17 protein-coding genes are annotated in these 16,631 nt (G+C 46.9%); 9 read left to right on the forward strand and 8 right to left on the reverse strand.

The genetic code is table 11. The features are described 5' to 3' along the window. The first annotated feature begins 118 nt into the window (after positions 1 to 118). Positions 119 to 1,009, forward strand: a complete 891-nt coding sequence (locus LDX50_RS07040) for a 3-hydroxybutyryl-CoA dehydrogenase (RefSeq protein ID WP_225698745.1) — start codon at positions 119 to 121, stop codon at positions 1,007 to 1,009. A 9-nt stretch (positions 1,010 to 1,018) separates the two neighbouring features. Next, positions 1,019 to 2,569 (forward strand): helicase HerA-like domain-containing protein, encoded by a 1,551-nt coding sequence (locus LDX50_RS07045; protein WP_225697730.1) that lies wholly within the window; start codon positions 1,019 to 1,021, stop codon positions 2,567 to 2,569. A 31-nt stretch (positions 2,570 to 2,600) separates the two neighbouring features. Here LDX50_RS07045 and LDX50_RS07050 read toward each other — a convergent pair whose 3' ends face one another. The 6 genes from LDX50_RS07050 to LDX50_RS07075 form a co-directional block, all read right to left on the reverse strand. Continuing rightward, positions 2,601 to 3,005, reverse strand: coding sequence for a DUF4332 domain-containing protein (locus LDX50_RS07050; RefSeq protein ID WP_225697731.1), 405 nt, complete (start codon positions 3,003 to 3,005; stop codon positions 2,601 to 2,603). Positions 3,006 to 3,040: 35 nt separating this feature from the next. Continuing rightward, a complete protein-coding gene (locus LDX50_RS07055; RefSeq protein ID WP_225697732.1) occupies positions 3,041 to 3,472 on the reverse strand; it encodes a DUF937 domain-containing protein in 432 nt (143 codons plus the stop codon). Between the two features lie 126 nt (positions 3,473 to 3,598). Next, positions 3,599 to 4,108 (reverse strand): tetratricopeptide repeat protein, encoded by a 510-nt coding sequence (locus LDX50_RS07060; protein ID WP_255647352.1) that lies wholly within the window; start codon positions 4,106 to 4,108, stop codon positions 3,599 to 3,601. Between the two features lie 159 nt (positions 4,109 to 4,267). Beyond that, entirely contained in the window at positions 4,268 to 4,999 is a 732-nt protein-coding gene (locus LDX50_RS07065) for an alpha/beta hydrolase (protein ID WP_225697734.1), read from the reverse strand. A gap of 67 nt (positions 5,000 to 5,066) precedes the next feature. Continuing rightward, positions 5,067 to 5,885, reverse strand: coding sequence for a DUF3108 domain-containing protein (locus LDX50_RS07070; RefSeq protein ID WP_225697735.1), 819 nt, complete (start codon positions 5,883 to 5,885; stop codon positions 5,067 to 5,069). A 34-nt stretch (positions 5,886 to 5,919) separates the two neighbouring features. Beyond that, on the reverse strand, positions 5,920 to 6,735 hold the full coding sequence (locus LDX50_RS07075; protein WP_225697736.1) for a 2,3,4,5-tetrahydropyridine-2,6-dicarboxylate N-succinyltransferase: 816 nt from the start codon (positions 6,733 to 6,735) through the stop codon (positions 5,920 to 5,922). 31 nt (positions 6,736 to 6,766) lie between these two features. On the opposite strand from LDX50_RS07075, the gene LDX50_RS07080 reads away from it, so the two are divergent. The 6 genes from LDX50_RS07080 to LDX50_RS07105 all read left to right on the forward strand — a co-directional run bounded on the left by LDX50_RS07080 (position 6,767) and on the right by LDX50_RS07105 (position 12,527). Beyond that, positions 6,767 to 7,858 carry a glycosyltransferase gene (locus LDX50_RS07080; RefSeq protein ID WP_225697737.1) on the forward strand — a complete coding sequence of 364 codons (1,092 nt, stop codon included), beginning with the start codon at positions 6,767 to 6,769 and terminating at the stop codon, positions 7,856 to 7,858. A 126-nt stretch (positions 7,859 to 7,984) separates the two neighbouring features. Further along, complete coding sequence (locus tag LDX50_RS07085; protein ID WP_225697738.1) at positions 7,985 to 8,662, forward strand: metal-dependent transcriptional regulator; 678 nt, start codon at positions 7,985 to 7,987, stop codon at positions 8,660 to 8,662. Next, on the forward strand, positions 8,659 to 9,576 hold the full coding sequence (locus LDX50_RS07090) for a metal ABC transporter solute-binding protein, Zn/Mn family (RefSeq protein ID WP_225697739.1): 918 nt from the start codon (positions 8,659 to 8,661) through the stop codon (positions 9,574 to 9,576). The genes LDX50_RS07085 and LDX50_RS07090 overlap by 4 nt, the downstream gene beginning before the upstream one ends. Continuing rightward, the gene (locus tag LDX50_RS07095; protein WP_225697740.1) at positions 9,573 to 10,358 is read left to right on the forward strand and encodes a metal ABC transporter ATP-binding protein; all 786 of its coding nucleotides are present in this window, start codon (positions 9,573 to 9,575) and stop codon (positions 10,356 to 10,358) included. Before LDX50_RS07090 ends, LDX50_RS07095 begins: the two co-directional genes overlap by 4 nt. A gap of 2 nt (positions 10,359 to 10,360) precedes the next feature. Further along, positions 10,361 to 11,650 carry a metal ABC transporter permease gene (locus tag LDX50_RS07100; RefSeq protein WP_225697741.1) on the forward strand — a complete coding sequence of 430 codons (1,290 nt, stop codon included), beginning with the start codon at positions 10,361 to 10,363 and terminating at the stop codon, positions 11,648 to 11,650. Between the two features lies 1 nt (position 11,651). Beyond that, complete coding sequence (locus LDX50_RS07105) at positions 11,652 to 12,527, forward strand: metal ABC transporter permease (RefSeq protein WP_225697742.1); 876 nt, start codon at positions 11,652 to 11,654, stop codon at positions 12,525 to 12,527. 483 nt (positions 12,528 to 13,010) lie between these two features. On the opposite strand, the gene LDX50_RS07110 is transcribed toward LDX50_RS07105, so the two are convergent. Both LDX50_RS07110 and LDX50_RS07115 read right to left on the reverse strand, forming a co-directional pair. Next, the gene (locus LDX50_RS07110; RefSeq protein ID WP_225697743.1) at positions 13,011 to 14,165 is read right to left on the reverse strand and encodes a Gfo/Idh/MocA family protein; all 1,155 of its coding nucleotides are present in this window, start codon (positions 14,163 to 14,165) and stop codon (positions 13,011 to 13,013) included. Between the two features lie 116 nt (positions 14,166 to 14,281). Further along, on the reverse strand, positions 14,282 to 15,010 hold the full coding sequence (locus tag LDX50_RS07115; RefSeq protein ID WP_225697744.1) for a hypothetical protein: 729 nt from the start codon (positions 15,008 to 15,010) through the stop codon (positions 14,282 to 14,284). A gap of 127 nt (positions 15,011 to 15,137) precedes the next feature. On the opposite strand from LDX50_RS07115, the gene mnmE reads away from it, so the two are divergent. Further along, positions 15,138 to 16,499 carry a tRNA uridine-5-carboxymethylaminomethyl(34) synthesis GTPase MnmE gene (gene mnmE, locus LDX50_RS07120; RefSeq protein ID WP_225697745.1) on the forward strand — a complete coding sequence of 454 codons (1,362 nt, stop codon included), beginning with the start codon at positions 15,138 to 15,140 and terminating at the stop codon, positions 16,497 to 16,499. The last annotated feature ends 132 nt before the right edge of the window (positions 16,500 to 16,631 follow it).

Below are 16,631 nucleotides of genomic sequence, written 5' to 3' on the forward strand. Positions count from 1 at the left end.
CGTCTCCAATATATAAATTAAATTTATATTGAGGGAGCAAAATATGAACTGTTGAATTGATTATTCCGTCCTGTTCATTTCTTCCTATATTTGAATCCAATCAAAAACACTACACATGATGAAAAATATTGCGGTAATTGGATCCGGAACCATGGGAAATGGAATTGCACATGTCTTTGCTCAAAATGGTTTTCAGGTAACGCTTATCGACATATCCGCTGAATCTCTGGAACGCGGACTTGCAACCATTTCCAGGAACCTTGATCGACAGGTAAATAAGGAACTGATCAATGAAAGCCAGAAACAGGAAACACTGTTACGAATTTCAACTGAAACAGCGTTGGAAAAAGGTGTTGCAAAAGCGGATCTGGTGGTTGAGGCTGCTACCGAAAATGTTGAACTCAAATTAAATATATTCCGTGATCTGGATAAATTTTGTTCTGACCATACGATTCTTGCCACCAATACCAGCTCGATTTCCATTACGAAAATTGCTGCTGTAACCAATCGTCCGGATAAGGTGATCGGAATGCATTTCATGAACCCTGTTCCAGTGATGAAGTTAGTTGAGGTTATACGTGGCTACAATACCACGGATGCCACCACAAATACGATAATGGACCTTTCTGAAAAACTGGGCAAGGTTCCGGTTGAAGTGAATGACTATCCCGGATTTGTTGCAAATCGTATTCTGATGCCAATGATCAACGAGGCAATATACAGTCTGTTTGAAGGTGTGGCTGGCGTGGAAGAGATCGATACGGTCATGAAACTTGGTATGGCACACCCGATGGGCCCGTTGCAGCTGGCAGATTTCATCGGCCTTGATGTTTGTCTATCAATCCTCCATGTGCTCCACGACGGGCTTGGCAATCCTAAATATGCGCCATGTCCATTATTGGTGAATATGGTTACTGCCGGACATAAAGGCGTTAAAAGTGGCAGCGGATTTTATGACTGGAGCCATAAAACAAAGGAATTAATCGTCGCATCGCAGTTCAAAAAATAACATTAACATATGAGTAAGGAAGACTTTCGCTCCATCATCGAAAAGGCGCATACCAATAAAGGAAGAGAAATTGTCCTGGGAACCGCGATGATCGATGGTGCTCCCCTTGATAAGGCTTTAATAAAGGCCCCTCTTAAAACCATGAACCGCCATGGCCTGATTGCTGGCGCTACCGGTACCGGAAAGACCAAAAGTCTGCAGGTAATGGCCGAAGCGCTCTCTGAACAGGGCGTACCTGTCTTACTCATGGACATTAAGGGAGACCTTAGCGGGCTTGCTGCACCGGGCTCCCCTCACCCCAAGATTGACGAGCGAATGGCGCATATCGGTATAGAATATGTGCAGCAGGGATTCCCGATAGAGCCCCTCACACTGTCGGATGAAGCCGGTGTGCGGCTCCGTGCAACTGTTTCTGAATTCGGGCCCGTGTTGCTCAGCAAGATGCTTGAACTCAATGATACACAGTCGGGTATTATGGCCCTTGTATTCAAATATTGTGATGACAATAAATTGCCCCTGCTGGATCTGAAGGATTTGAAAAAGATTCTTCAATATGTGACCGATGAAGGAAAGGAAAGCGTTGAAAAAGAATACGGAAGAATATCTACGGCTTCGGTTGGAACGATCACCCGGAAGATCATCGAGCTAGAACAGCAGGGAGCAGAACGTTTCTTTGGTGAACGGTCGTTCGATCCGGCCGATCTGCTACGCACCGACAAGGACGGAAGAGGAATGATCAGTGTATTACGTCTTGTGGATATTCAGGATCGTCCAAAGCTGTTTTCAACCTTCATGCTCTGCCTGCTGGCTGAGATTTACTCGACGTTCCCTGAACAGGGTGATTCAGATGAACCCAGGCTGATCATGTTCATTGATGAGGCTCACCTTCTTTTCAAGGAGGCTTCAGACGCACTGTTGGATCAGCTCGACTCGATCATTAAACTCATTCGTTCCAAAGGTGTGGGTATCTATTTCTGTACCCAGGTGCCGGATGACATACCTGAAAACATATTGAGTCAGCTTGGCTTCCGCGTACAGCATGCCTTACGGGCGTTCACCGCACGCGATCGTAAGAAGATCAAACTTGTGGCAGAAAATTTTCCTCCTTCCGAGTATTATGACATCGATGAACTGCTTACCACATTGGGTATTGGTGAAGCACTTGTTACCGTGCTGAATGAAAAAGGTATACCCACCCCGTTGGCGGCAGTATTGATGTCGGCCCCAAGATCACGCATGGGTATACTTACAGATGATGAGCTAAAAAAGATTATTTCAAAATCGGAGATACTTGATGAGTACAATGAGGAGATCGATCGCAGAAGTGCCTATGAATTGTTAAATGAGAAAATCGAGGCTGCAGCTGCTCCGGAACCCGAGACGAAAAAAACTACCAAAAAGTCAGAATCTTCCAATGATGAATCACTGGTGGAACAGTTGTCGAAGAATACAATGGTTCGTCAATTGGGCAACACCCTCATGCGGGAAATCTCAAGGGGACTGATGGGGGCGCTTGGAGTGAAACCACGCAGAAAAAGAAGAAGCACCTCCCTTTGGTGAGAGGTGCTTCAGCCTTTTGTACTAAAATTAATTAGTGAGTGATTACAGGGTCAAGCGTTTTCGCATGTTCAACGAACGCCTGAACCTTGGACAATGAAGGAAGCTGACGCACCAGTTTCTTCTTAGCGTTCACTTCAACCATTTTAGCGTGCAGATTCTCAGGCTTGCGTGTTCTCAATTCCTTTACGGTATCCACACCTGCTGCTTCCAATAATTCTGAGTATTCGCTTCCTACCCCTTTCACACGATATAAGTCGGCCATGTTGGCAAACTTGAGGAGTTTAGACTCATCAATGCCAGTAGTTTCAGCCACTGCCTTACGTCCCTTTTTGTCACAGCATGTCTTCAAAAGTCCATTTACTGATTTAATGCCTGCCTTTGCGAGCTTCTTCTCCAATGCAGGGCCTATTCCTTCGATATCCGAAATTTTAGCCATAGTATGTAATTATTATAATTGTTTGATTTAGTTTCTCAGTTAAATAATCCCTTCAGGGCGTCCGTTATACCTCCCATACTCTGTTCGCCCCCCAGAATTTGCGATAGATGATCTTCAGTTAGCCCCGACGACGGGGTACTTGAGTCAAGTTTCGACAATAACATGGGAATGAGCATGGCAGCAGCACTTTTGGCAATTTCAGGCGAGATGCCAAGCTTTGAGGCTATCTGGCTTGCAAAATTTCCAACCATACCATCGACCAGTGAACTGCTTCCAATGGCCTGGTTGCCATTAAACAGATTTAACATGCCAGACATGTCACCGCTTTTGGCATTTTGCTGGAATTGATCTGTGAGTGCGGAAGTCGCCATCGACAGAACATCTGAAGTCTTGTCTGATGGGATACCCAGATTTGTGAGTTGTTTACCTACATCGCCATCCAGGCTTTTGATTAAATCATCGAGCATAATTTAGGGTTTAGAATGTTTACCATAAATGGTTGATGAAGGTTAAGAGACTGGAAGTTAGCCATTAACCTTAAATATATCAACATCCAAATGTCCTAAATTATAATCCTCACCGCATTAGGCGGATTATTTGCAATATTTCTCGATGTATTGGGAGACTTCCTGATCAAGCGCCTTGGCTCTTTGAAAATCTGAACACGCTTTGTTGTACTGGTTGAGGTAAATGAACAAGCTTCCCCTGGAAAGGTATGCGTCAGCATAGGAATCGTTGGTGCTCAATGCGTCATTGTAGGCTGCCATTGCCTCGGTGAGCTTACCCATTTTTTGATAAGATTTGCCTTTCACAGTAAATGCAATGGCATTCGGATTAGCTTTCAGGACCTTATCCGCATAGAAAATGGCGTTCTCGTAGTCGCGCAGGCGGTTAAAATAATCATTGGATACACTCAGCAGCGCATTCACATTGAGCGGGTCTTCCTTAATCACCCGCTGAAAATCCTCCAGTGCTTTTTCATTCTTACCCAGTTCCTGGTATGCCCTGCCCCGGTTATATATAGTTTTAATATCACTCGGATTCAATCGAAGGTATTCTGTATATGCAGCAATGGCCTGTTCATAATTGCCTTTACGAAACATACGGTCTCCTATTTCTGACTGATCATTGGAACATCCCGTAAGGCATAAGGCCCAGGTTAAAAAAATAAAAACAAATTGTCTCATAAGTATACTACGCTCGATAACAAAAAAAGTGGCAGGAAAAGGCCACTTCCTGCAAATTTATAGATCAAAAACTGATTATTTTACCGATTCCAGAAAAGATTTCACCTTTTCCCAGTAATCCGCCGAATCCGGAAACTTCGACCAAAGTGCACGCGAACCGTGATTTCCTGTCGTATTGGGCCAGAAATAGCTTTTGTCCATATCCGATATTGCCACATAAATTCCCCACCAATTGCTCTTTTCATTATGGGCAGAAGTGATGAAAACGGGTTTAGTAATGTTTGCAGCGCTACTGGAAATATAATCGCGTGATTGCCCCTGCGATGTAAAATATTCTCCCGGTGAAAACGCAACCGCAGCATCAACCCATTCCGGATGATCACCCGTTACCTTTAAAACGAGGGCTGCGCTGAACGAGCTGCCCCAGATGATCAATTTCCCGGTACTCAGATTTTTTCTGGCATACTGAATCGAGGTTTCAATATCCTGAAGTCCGTCGATATACCGCGTTTCTTTATAAAGACCTTTAGCGGATTCATGGGTCTGATTGATCACGCCATTGATGCTACCCCCGGCCCTTAAATCCACTGCCAGGCAGTTATACCCCATTTCATTCAGCTTTGGAGCAATTTCATTATACTCACCCCTGCTCCAGCCTGCCTGATGAAACAGGATGATCATCGGGGCATCTTTGGAATGTGGAGCATACAGGTCTGCTGTAATGGTCACACCGTCTGATGACGGAAACGTAATGGTTTCCTTACCCGGCAACGGAAGACTTAATATGGCCAATACAATTAAAAGCATGTGCTATTATACAAAATTGAAATGAAAGCAGTTAGGTAGATATGGTTAAATTCTTACATCAGGAAAATTACAATCCTGAAACCGGATGTCTCAAATTGTTGAATCCGCTTAATTCAAGGGTTGTATTACCCACGAACATTTTTGCTTCAATCTTTAGCGGAACTTTGTTTTCATCAGCTGAAATCCATAATGTCACAGATTTCTCACCGTCGAACACACCACCTTCAGGCATAACAGGTACCAGTTTAATGGCCCTGAATTTCCCCGCTTTGGTCTTAATCCTTTCAACTCCGCCATATACCATTTTCATATCATAGAAGGTATCCTCCAGGAATCCGCTGATTTCAAACGAATCACCCTTTTTCATACCTGAGAAATCCACGGTCCTCAGGTAGAGGTAGCCAGCCAGCATATCCCTGATCTCCCGGCGCTGATTATGAAAGACTTTAGGTTCTTTATATTTTCCTGTTTTCTGATCCAGTGTACGGGTTTCAATAACACCCCGGTCATGATAAAACCGGGTGATCTCATTTTTCCGATAATTTCCTTCCTGGATATTCCGGTAGCTGATGTGGGGAACCAATGCGCTGGTATCCACATAGGAACCCCAATGATCATCCACACGTGCTACCCAGTCAACCATTCCAGTCGTTTTACCATAGACATCCACCTTGTACACGGGCCGGTCATTGACACTACGAACCTCCCTGTCGATGACCATCCTGGCATCACCAATACCGATTATTCCAAAGGAAACACGATATTGAAGCTCTTCACCCGGACCAAAACTGTCATGATCCACCGGTTGATAAACGCGGGGAGATGCGGCGGTAAACAAAATTACCGCACACAATGTGGCCGATATCTGAATTATAAAACTTTTCATCTGTGGTAAGATGAACAACTAATATGCCAAACGGCTAAACCGCTACATTATTTTCTCTCAATGCCTCATTCAAAGAGGTTTTCTTGTCGGTACTCTCCTTCCGTTGTCCAATGATCAAGGCACATGGCACCTGGTAATCTCCCGCGGGAAACTTCTTCGTATAACTTCCTGGGATTACAACAGAACGGGGTGGCACATACCCCTGATACGTAACGGGCTCACTCCCGGTTACATCGATGATCTTAGAACTGCCCGTAAGCGTCACATTTGCACCCAGGACGGCCTCTTTCCCAATTCTAACCCCTTCGACGATAATGCAACGCGATCCGATGAATGCGTTGTCTTCCACGATTACAGGCGCCGCCTGAACTGGTTCCAGTACCCCACCTATACCAACGCCACCACTGAGATGTACATGCTTTCCGATTTGCGCGCAGCTTCCTACTGTGGCCCAGGTATCCACCATTGTACCCTCATCGACATAGGCGCCAATGTTTACATAGGATGGCATGAGGACGACTCCCGGACTAATATAAGCCCCATACCGGGCTACCGCATGCGGGACAACTCGTACGCCAAGCTGCTGATAATTTCGTTTGAGGGGTATTTTATCGTGAAATTCAAACGGACCAACCTCTACCGTCTGCATTTGCTGGATTGGAAAATAAAGGATTACGGCTTTCTTTATCCATTCATTCACGGTCCATTCCTCAGCTCCTGGGGTTGCTACACGCAAATCACCCTTATCCAGGTCCTCAATTACCGACCTGATAAGCTCCTGTACATCCTTTTCTTTTAGTAATGCACGGTCTGCCCATGCCTTCTCAATGATTTCTTTTTTATTGTCCATTAACAACGTAGGTTTATCTTTATACTGTAATATGAAACGTAAGCGAATTGTTTTTGCTTCGGTGCTGAAACCGGTCGATGACCCGCGCACATATCTTAAGCTGGCAAAATCGCTTGTGCCTTCCGGCAAATATGACGTAAATATAATAGGGTTCCCGGGCAAAGCGCCTATAATTGACCCGGAAATCAACTTCATCCCCCTTGAGCCCTTCCCAAGAAAAAGCCTTAAACGGTTATTGATAACCACTAAAATCGAGAAATTAATTAGGCGTCTTGAGCCAGATCTGCTGATCATCAACACCCATGAATTACTGGGTATGGCCAAAAGACTGAAAAATAAAGATCTCAGGATCATTTATGATGTCCGCGAGAATTATTATCAAAATATCCTTCACCGGAAACATTTCTTCAGTCGGCCCCTGGCCAGGTTAACCCGTCGCAAGGAAACAGGTTCTGTTAAATTCATCGATCATTACATTCTTGCCGAGCGATGTTATGCAGATCAACTGGCTTTCACACGGAACAAGGCGACAATACTGGAAAACAAGGCCATTATGCCTGAATCCGCAACTTTTCCAGGAACTGCCCGTAATCCACTCACATTTGTTTTTACTGGTACACTTGCAAACCATACCGGTATATCAGAATGTATTGAAATGGTTGAACAAGTCAGGAAGATCGATCCCTCGGCTCGATTGCTGATTTGCGGAAATAGTTTTGACACCTCGTTTCTCAATAAGCTAAGGAACAGGATCACAAAATATCCTTGGATCGAAGCAAATATCAGCGAAGCACCATTACCCTACGATCAGATCCTGAGAACACTCGTGAAAGCTGATGCTGCCGTCATCAGTTACGAATCCTGGGTTTACGATAAAATGCCCTCTAAGCTTTATGAATACCTGGCGCACGAAATCCCCATTGTTTTTATTAAGTACAGTAGCATATGGAAGTCATTCTGCGATACCTATCGGGCGTCTGTCGTCTATAAATCGGATCCTGAACAGCTGATTAAAGAACTGGCAGATTCCCGATTCTATATGGATAAACCCGGGGCCGAAGTTCATTGGGAGCATGAAGCCCTGGATTTCAGGGCGCTTGTAGATAATTTACTAAACAGCTGAAATACAGCTATTAATGACTTTAACTTTACTTGAGTTAAGCTTAAATTGGGATACAAATGGTATAATTCATCAATTTTTATACATCTTAAATATTTTTTAGATTCGTCTAAATATCTATATTTGAATATGTCGTTAATCGAATTAAGCCTCGCCGAGGAAAACTACCTGAAGTCGATCTACCATCTTTACTCTGAGACGGGCAAACCGGTATCGACCAATGCCATCGCCGAAGCCATGAACACAAGGGCCGCGTCTGTAACAGACATGTTAAAGCGTCTTGCCTCTAAAAAACTGATCAGCTATAAAAAGTACTATGGGGTAATGATCACCGAATCGGGAACCACGCTGGCGCTACGTATCATCCGTAAGCACCGGCTTTGGGAAACTTTCCTGGTGGAGAAGCTGCGTTTCAACTGGGACGAGGTGCATGAAGTGGCTGAACAACTGGAACACATCCAGTCCCAGCTCCTCATAAAACGCCTGGATGAATATTTGGGGAGCCCGAGATTTGACCCCCATGGGGACCCCATTCCCACCGAAGACGGTGAAATAGCCGACGTACAGCAGGTCCAGTTGCTGGAGCTCAGGCCGGGCGAGGCAGGTAAGGTTACCGCTGTAAGGGATACATCAAGTGCCTTTCTGCAATATCTCGATAAAACAGGCATCTCTATCGGTTCATTCATACGTATTGTGGATCAGGTGGCCTACGACAATTCCCTGGAGATTCGGGTGAACGACACCAATACAATATTCATTTCACAACAGGTAGCCGGAAACCTGTGGGTTCAAAGGGTGCGAATATGAAATCATTCCTGTCATATCTACTGCTAATCGTTGTATTCGCAGGATGCGGACGGGTGCAGGACCAGGTTATCAGTGACGGTCAGCTGTACATCGTTACCACCACCGGCATGATTGCCGATGCGGTAACCAACATAGGCGGCGACTCCGTTCGTGTGGAATCACTGATGGGACCGGGAGTTGACCCGCACCTCTACAAAGCCACCCAGGGGGATCTGAAAAAGTTAATTGAGGCAGACATCATCTTTTATAACGGGGTTCATCTTGAAGGTAAAATGGGTGAAGTCCTCGAAAAGTTGTCGCGCCAGAAACGGGTCATTGCCATTGGCGAAAGCCTGGATGAAGAACGGCTGCGCGAAGCTGCAGGTTTTGCAGGCACCTATGATCCGCATCTCTGGTTTAACGTACTGCTTTGGCGGGATGCGATACGCTCTATTGAAATTATACTATCTGATATTCAACCAGATAAGTCAATGTACTTCAAGCAAAATGCTGATGCTTATTTCAATGAGCTCACTCAACTGGATCAATGGGTACGAATGCGCATTGAAGAACTCCCCCCCTCTTCCCGGATCCTTGTTACCGCCCACGATGCCTTCGGGTATTTTGGTGACGCCTATGGTTTCACTGTACGCGGACTGCAGGGATTATCTACCCTTTCGGAATTCGGTTTAAAAGATGTATCAGACCTGGTAAATTATATTGTAGAAAACCGTGTAAAGGCAGTTTTTGTCGAAACCTCCGTTCCGAAGCGCAGTATCGATGCTGTAGTAGCCGGTTGTCGTGAACGCGGTTTTGATGTCAGAATCGGCGGCAACCTGTTTTCCGACGCAATGGGTGCCGAGGGAACTCCAGAAGGCACATATGTGGGAATGGTGCAGTCGAATGTTAACACAATTGTTGATTCACTCCTATGAAAAACAAAAATATAGCGCTCGAAGTACATGATCTTACCGTGGCATACGACCGCAAACCGGTCCTTTGGGATATCGATCTGAAAATCCCCGAGGGTAAACTGGTTGGTATTGTAGGTCCCAACGGAGCGGGCAAATCGACCCTTATCAAAGCAGTAATGGGCCTTCTCCCCAATACGAGCGGGTTTATCCGCCTGTTTGATCAGCCGCTGGAAGAGATCCGGCAACGGGTAAGCTATGTTCCACAGCGCGAATCGGTGGATTGGGACTTCCCCGCATCGGTGAAAGATGTGGTGCTGATGGGGCGCTACGGAAAACTAGGGTTATTCAAACGGCCCCGAAAGGCCGATATGATGGCAGCCATGGACGCACTCAGGCAGGTTGGAATGGAGGCTTACGCAGGAAGGCAGATCTCCCAGTTATCCGGCGGACAGCAGCAGCGTGTATTTCTCGCCAGGGCCCTGGCACAGCAGGCCGATATCTACCTGATGGATGAACCGTTCGCTGGAGTGGATGCTGCCACGGAAAAAACGATCATTACCCTTCTTCGTGAAATGACGCAGCAAGGCAAGACCATTATCGTGGTTCATCATGATCTGCAGTCGGTAACGACTTACTTCGACTGGGTGATACTTTTGAATATGCGGCTCACCGCGTATGGTCCGACAAAAGATACGTTCACACAGGAACTTCTCCAGGAAACCTATGGCGGTAAACTTACCCTGCTCTCAGATGTAGGTGACCTGATGCAAAAGAAACGTTTTCCACACAGAGAAAACCCGTAGCCATGGATAAGGATATTTTGTCATTCTTCACCTTTTCCGACCCGAACGTACGGTATGTCGTCATCGGCGCCATATTGCTTACGGCAACATCGGCGGTGGTAGGCACCTTCACCTTTCTCAAGAAAAAAGCACTTGTAGGTGATGCTGTCGCCCATTCGGTACTGCCCGGAGTTTGTCTCTCGTTTTTGGTTTGGGGTGAAAAAAATCCCCTGATACTCATTCCCGGGGCCTTTGCGACCGGGTGGCTGTCGCTTGTGATCATTGATTACGTCCGTGCCAACAGTAAAATAAAAGAAGATACCGCAATCGGCCTTACTCTCTCTGTTTTCTTTGGTATCGGAATTTTTCTTTTAACCATTATCCAGAAAAGCGGTAATGCGGCGCAATCGGGACTGGATGCGTTCCTGTTCGGACAGGCGGCCTCCCTGATTGGTCAGGATCTGATCGTCTTTTCCATTACTGCATTCCTGCTCCTTATAACTGTTTTCTTTCTTTTCAAGGAGCTCACCATTTTAGCCTTTGATGCAGATTTTGCAGCGACAATCGGGATTCCCATCCGTGCGATTGAATTGGTGCTCACCACACTCACCGTTCTGGCAGTTGTGATTGGAATTCAGGCCGTAGGAGTCGTTCTCATGGCTGCCATGCTGATCACACCCGCGGCAGCTGCACGATTCTGGACTGAGAATGTCCATGTAATGGTCATCCTGGCTGCCATTTTCGGAGCAGTAAGCGGCTTCGCTGGTGCCTTTATCAGCTATACTGCTCCATCCATGCCAACGGGCCCCTGGATTGTTGTGGTCGTTTCGGCCATAGCATTTTTCTCGTTCTTCTTCGCACCTGGTAAAGGAATACTTCACCGACTGCTTGTCAGCCGCAGGATCCGGCACTCAATGACAGACGAGAATATTCTGAAGACATTCTATAACCTGGGTGAACGCGACGGCAATTTCGAAGAGTCCCGCTCACTGGAGGACCTGCTTGCCCTGCGGTCTTTTGAAAAGGAAGAGCTGCTTAGCGGACTCAAACGACTTTCCAGGGACGGATTTATTGTACGATCACCATCTGGTTATGCATTCACCACAGATGGGATGAATAAAGGAAAGAGAACTGTAAAACTGCATCGTCTCTGGGAATTGTACCTAACTCAATACCTGCGGATTGCCCCCGATCATGTGCATGATGATGCAGATACCATCGAGCATATTCTTACGCCGGAGCTTGAAGCGAGACTTGAGAAATTGCTTGATTATCCAAAGGTAGATCCTCACCAATCAGAAATCCCCTATTGATATGCAGGCACTACAAATCATATTCACCGGATCTCTCGTGGCCATTTCGTGCGGCCTGTTGGGATGTTTTCTTATCCTGCGAAAAATGGCCATGATTGGCGATGCCATTTCCCATGCCGTCCTGCCCGGCATTGTGATCGCGTTTCTGATAACGGGTTCCCGCGAATCACTCCCCATGCTCATCGGCGCCGGTTCAATTGGAATACTCACCACATTTCTAATCGAATTCTTCCATAAAAAGGGGAAACTACAGACGGATGCATCCATCGGGGTGACCTTCACGGTCATGTTCGCCATCGGTGTGATCCTGATTTCCGCACTCGCGGGCAAGGTCGACCTCGATCAGGAATGTGTGCTGTACGGAGAAATTGCCTACGTCCCGATTGATTTGTGGATCCTTCCCGACGGTTTGATCATGGGACCTCGTGCGATGTACATCAGCGGAGGTATACTCGTACTGGTCATTGCCTTCATCACGATCGGGTACAAGGAATTATATATCACGACATTCGATCCTGCGTACGCGGCCGCAATCGGAATTTCAACCGGCCTATGGCATTACCTGCTGATGGGGGCTGTTTCGCTCACTACGGTCGCATCATTCGAGACAGTTGGTGCTATCCTGGTAGTAGCATTCCTGATCGCCCCTCCTGCCACGGCCTACCTGCTCACCGATCGCCTGGACCGCATGATGATGATCACGGTGGTCATCGCCATACTCATTTCCATAGGCGGTTATTACCTGGGCGCTGCCTTCGACGGCAGCATTGCCGGTGGCATGGCATCTGTCGCCGGATTATTCTTTGCCATGGCCTTTGTTTATCATTTATATCAGCGAAAAAGGAATATGCAGTTGGGTGCAGAGGCGAGCGTTTAGGGGATACAGGATACAGGATACAGGATACAGGATACGGGATACAGGATACAGGATACGGGATACAGGATACAGGATACGGGATACGGGATACAGGATACGGGATACGGGATACAGGATACAGGATACAGGATACAGGATACAGGATACAGGATACAGGATACAGGATACAGGATACAGGAACACCCCCCTTAATCCCCCCTCAAGGGGGGACGTTATCCATATGCCGTCCCTACCCCGAAGGGATGCCTTTGGCACAGGACGGCCTACCTCCATGAGGAGATCCCTGCCTCCCGGCACGCACCCGGCCCGACTCCGCGATTCCACGGAGTTCCTACCTGCGCCATAGCCCCGGAAAGTAAACCGGGAGGCAGTAATAAACGTAATAGTGCCACTACTGACTACTGACTACTGACTACTGACTACTGACTACTGACTACTGACTATCCGCAAAAGGCGGACGCCAACGGCGCTGACTACGTACTACTAAAAGTCCACCCACTTCTTACTGTCATCATACCCGGCTTCCACTACCTTGTCGATGAATTGCATACCGCGGATACCATCTTCCACATCCGGAAAATCGAGCCATTCGGGCTGGGGTTCTTCACCATTCATGCGTGCACGAAGGGTAAGTGAGAAGTTGCGATAAATATTGGCAAACGCCTCGAGGTATCCTTCCGGATGTCCGCCTGGCGTGCGTGTATTGTGTTTTGCAATGTCACTCATATAGCCAAGGCCAGTGCGCACCATTTCGGTAGGCTTATCGGTCCACTTCACCCAAAGTGTATTGGGTTCCTGCTGTGCCCATTCAATTCCGCCCTTTTCTCCATACACGCGAATCTTCACGGCATTTTCTTCTCCGGCTGCGATCTGGGACGCAATGAGTACGCCCTTGGCTCCATTGTTGAAACGCAGCATGGCCGTACCGTCGTCATCGAGCTGACGTCCTGGTATGAAGGCAGTGAGATCTGCACTGATCTGGGTAGTTTTTAATCCGGTAATGTATTCAGCCAGGTGATGCGCATGTGTTCCGATATCCCCCATGCACCCAGCTTTTCCTGATCTCTTGGGATCGGTACGCCAGGATGCCTGCTTGTTGCCGGTATCCTCCAGTTTGGCCGAAAGCCATCCCTGCGGATATTCAACAATCACCTTTCTGATTTCACCAAAATCTCCTCTGCGGAAACGCTCCTTTGCTTCTTTCACGGCTGGATAACCGGCATAGACGTGTGTGAGTGCCAGCAGCAGACCAGTCTCATCCAGTTTCTCCTTCAAACTTACAGCTTGTTCCAGCGTAAGCGTGATGGGCTTGTCAATAACCACATGAAAACCATGATCCAGTGCCATGACCGCAGGATCGTAATGGGCAAAGTTGGGTGTTACGATGGTGACAAAATCCATGCGGTCACCTTCAGGCAGTTTAGCTTCCTTTTCAAACATCTCCTGGTATGTGTCATAAACACGATCAGCAGGAAGATAATAAAGCTTCCCTGATGCCTGTGATACTTCAGGGTGCACACTAAAACATCCGCAAACCAATTCTATCTGGTTATCCATAAAGGCCGCTAGCCGGTGAATGGCTCCGATAAAGGCATCGGACCCTCCGCCAACCATACCCATTCGTAATTTTCTATTCATGGTTCTAGTTCGTTATTTTGATTTGATTTATTTCCGGGCTACAATATGAGCAGGGCAGATAAAAAATCAAATTATCCTTCGAAGTTTTGATGATTTTAAACTCAAGAGATGGGCAATCATTCCCTGGACTTAGCAATGTAAAACTGCAAACCGAGTGAAAAAGATGCATTATCATAGAAGAACAGCTGTGAAACATCCTCATAATCAAAATTGAACGTTGAAAGAACCAGTTGTGTATGTACCTTCACAAACTCTCCGCCTGCGCGCAATGTAAGTGCAGGTTCAAAAATAACCTGATTCCCATTTTCTTTGAAAAGCTCCATAAAATCCTGGCTCAGGGGTTCTGATTTAGCACTCAGATAACCAACATAGCCAAGACGGGCCGACAGGATTGCCTCGAAATTTCTACTGGCAAACCCAATGCTTGGTTGCACGAAGGGTCTGATGAAAGACGCTTTGAATTCGATTAATTGATCATCCTCCGCCCTTGTTCCAGCATAACCTATCCCCGGGGCAATGGCCCATACGAATTTGGGGTTTTCACCAACCAAACCATGACGGATATAGTAAGCCTCGAAAAAGTTTAATGCACTTCTCTGTTCCGTATCGTTTTCGATACCCCGCAGAATATTCAATGAGGCACCTATTCCATCCTGCTCACCCACGCCTCCTGCAGCTGCAACCGCCGCGCCCTGGGTAAACCCGGTGTCGGCATAGGAAGCTTCGATTTCCATGTCACCTTTACCTTTAAGAACAGGAACGTGCTGAGAACTGGGGGCATAAATGATCGGGTCACACGCCATACACGTTAAAATCGCGAGTGAAATAAGTACGCATTTTTTCATGGAAAGTAATGTACGATAAAATCCAGAATTTAAAATTGCTCGTGCTTCCATTTGAATCATTTTTATCGGTTTATGCATATCAAACGCAATAATTGTGGATTGACCTGTTTCAAGCTAACTTTGCCGGATGAATCAGGATACCATTGTGGCATTATCGACTTCACCGGGTATAGGTGCCATTGCAGTGATACGATTATCAGGGCCGGAAGCCATTGAGCTGACAAACCACGTTTTTCATGGAAAGGATCTTACCAAACAGGAGTCCCACACTATCCATTTCGGAACGCTGCGTGATGGGAGCAAGATCGTTGATGAGGTGCTGGTATCGCTTTTTATTGCGCCCCGTTCCTTCACACGGGAAAATGTAGTAGAAATATCATGCCACGGCTCTCCCTATATCGTTCGCCAAATCATTCAGCTCTTGCTGAAGCAGGGCGCCCGGCTGGCAAAGGCGGGTGAATTCACCCAGCGGGCTTTTCTGAACGGACAGTTCGACCTTGCCCAGGCGGAAGCAGTGGCGGACCTGATCAATGCCGACAGCGAGGCATCCCACCGGGCGGCGATGAACCAGATGCGCGGCGGGTTCTCGGATCAAATCAAAGCACTGCGCGAGGAGCTGATCCATTTTGCATCGATGATCGAACTGGAGCTTGACTTCGGTGAGGAAGATGTGGAGTTTGCCGATCGCGATGACCTGAAGAAACTGATCAACCAGCTGCTGTCGGCCATCAATCCGCTGATCGACAGTTTTGCACTGGGCAATGTGATCAAGAATGGTATCCCCACCGTGATTGCCGGTAAGCCGAATGCGGGAAAATCAACATTGTTAAATGCCCTGCTGAACGAGGAGAAAGCGATTGTCTCCAACATTCCGGGAACAACGCGCGATTTCATTGAGGATGAGCTGAATATCGGCGGTGTGGTATTCCGGTTTATTGATACAGCCGGATTGCGTGATACCGAGGATACGATTGAGAAGATCGGTGTGGCGCGTACTGAAGAGCAGATGAAAAAAGCCTCACTCATTCTATATCTCATTGACTTAGAAGATGATACAGTAGTTGAATTACACCGTGCATTGAATAAGCTGGAGAACCTGGGCATCCCCTTTTTACTGATCGGAAATAAGGGTGATTCTGCGAAACCTGAAATGCGGACTGCATTGGAAAAAATACCGGGCAGCATCGTGATCTCGGCGGGAACAAAGGAAAACCTGGAAGGTCTGAAGGACCGGATCCTGGAGGTTGTGCACCTGGAGGATTTCAAAACAGGCGACACGATTGTGACCAATGTACGGCACTATGATAACCTGTTCAAAACGAAGCAGGCGCTGCAGGACGTATTGAACGGACTGGACAATAACATCACCGGCGACTTCCTGGCGATGGACATTCGTCAGTCGCTGCACTACCTAGGTGAGATCACCGGCGAGATTACGACCGATGATCTGCTGGCGAATATTTTTTCAAAGTTTTGTATTGGGAAATAGAGACGCTCGCCGCTGGGCCTCACTTTTTGCATTGATCAAAAAGTAAGCAAAAAATCTAGTGACTCGCCGAAACTCCCCTGTAGTTGATGCTAAAGCCTCACTACAGGCTCATACAGCGCCGAGTCACGATCC

It is taken from the genome of Fulvivirga sedimenti (assembly GCF_020328055.1).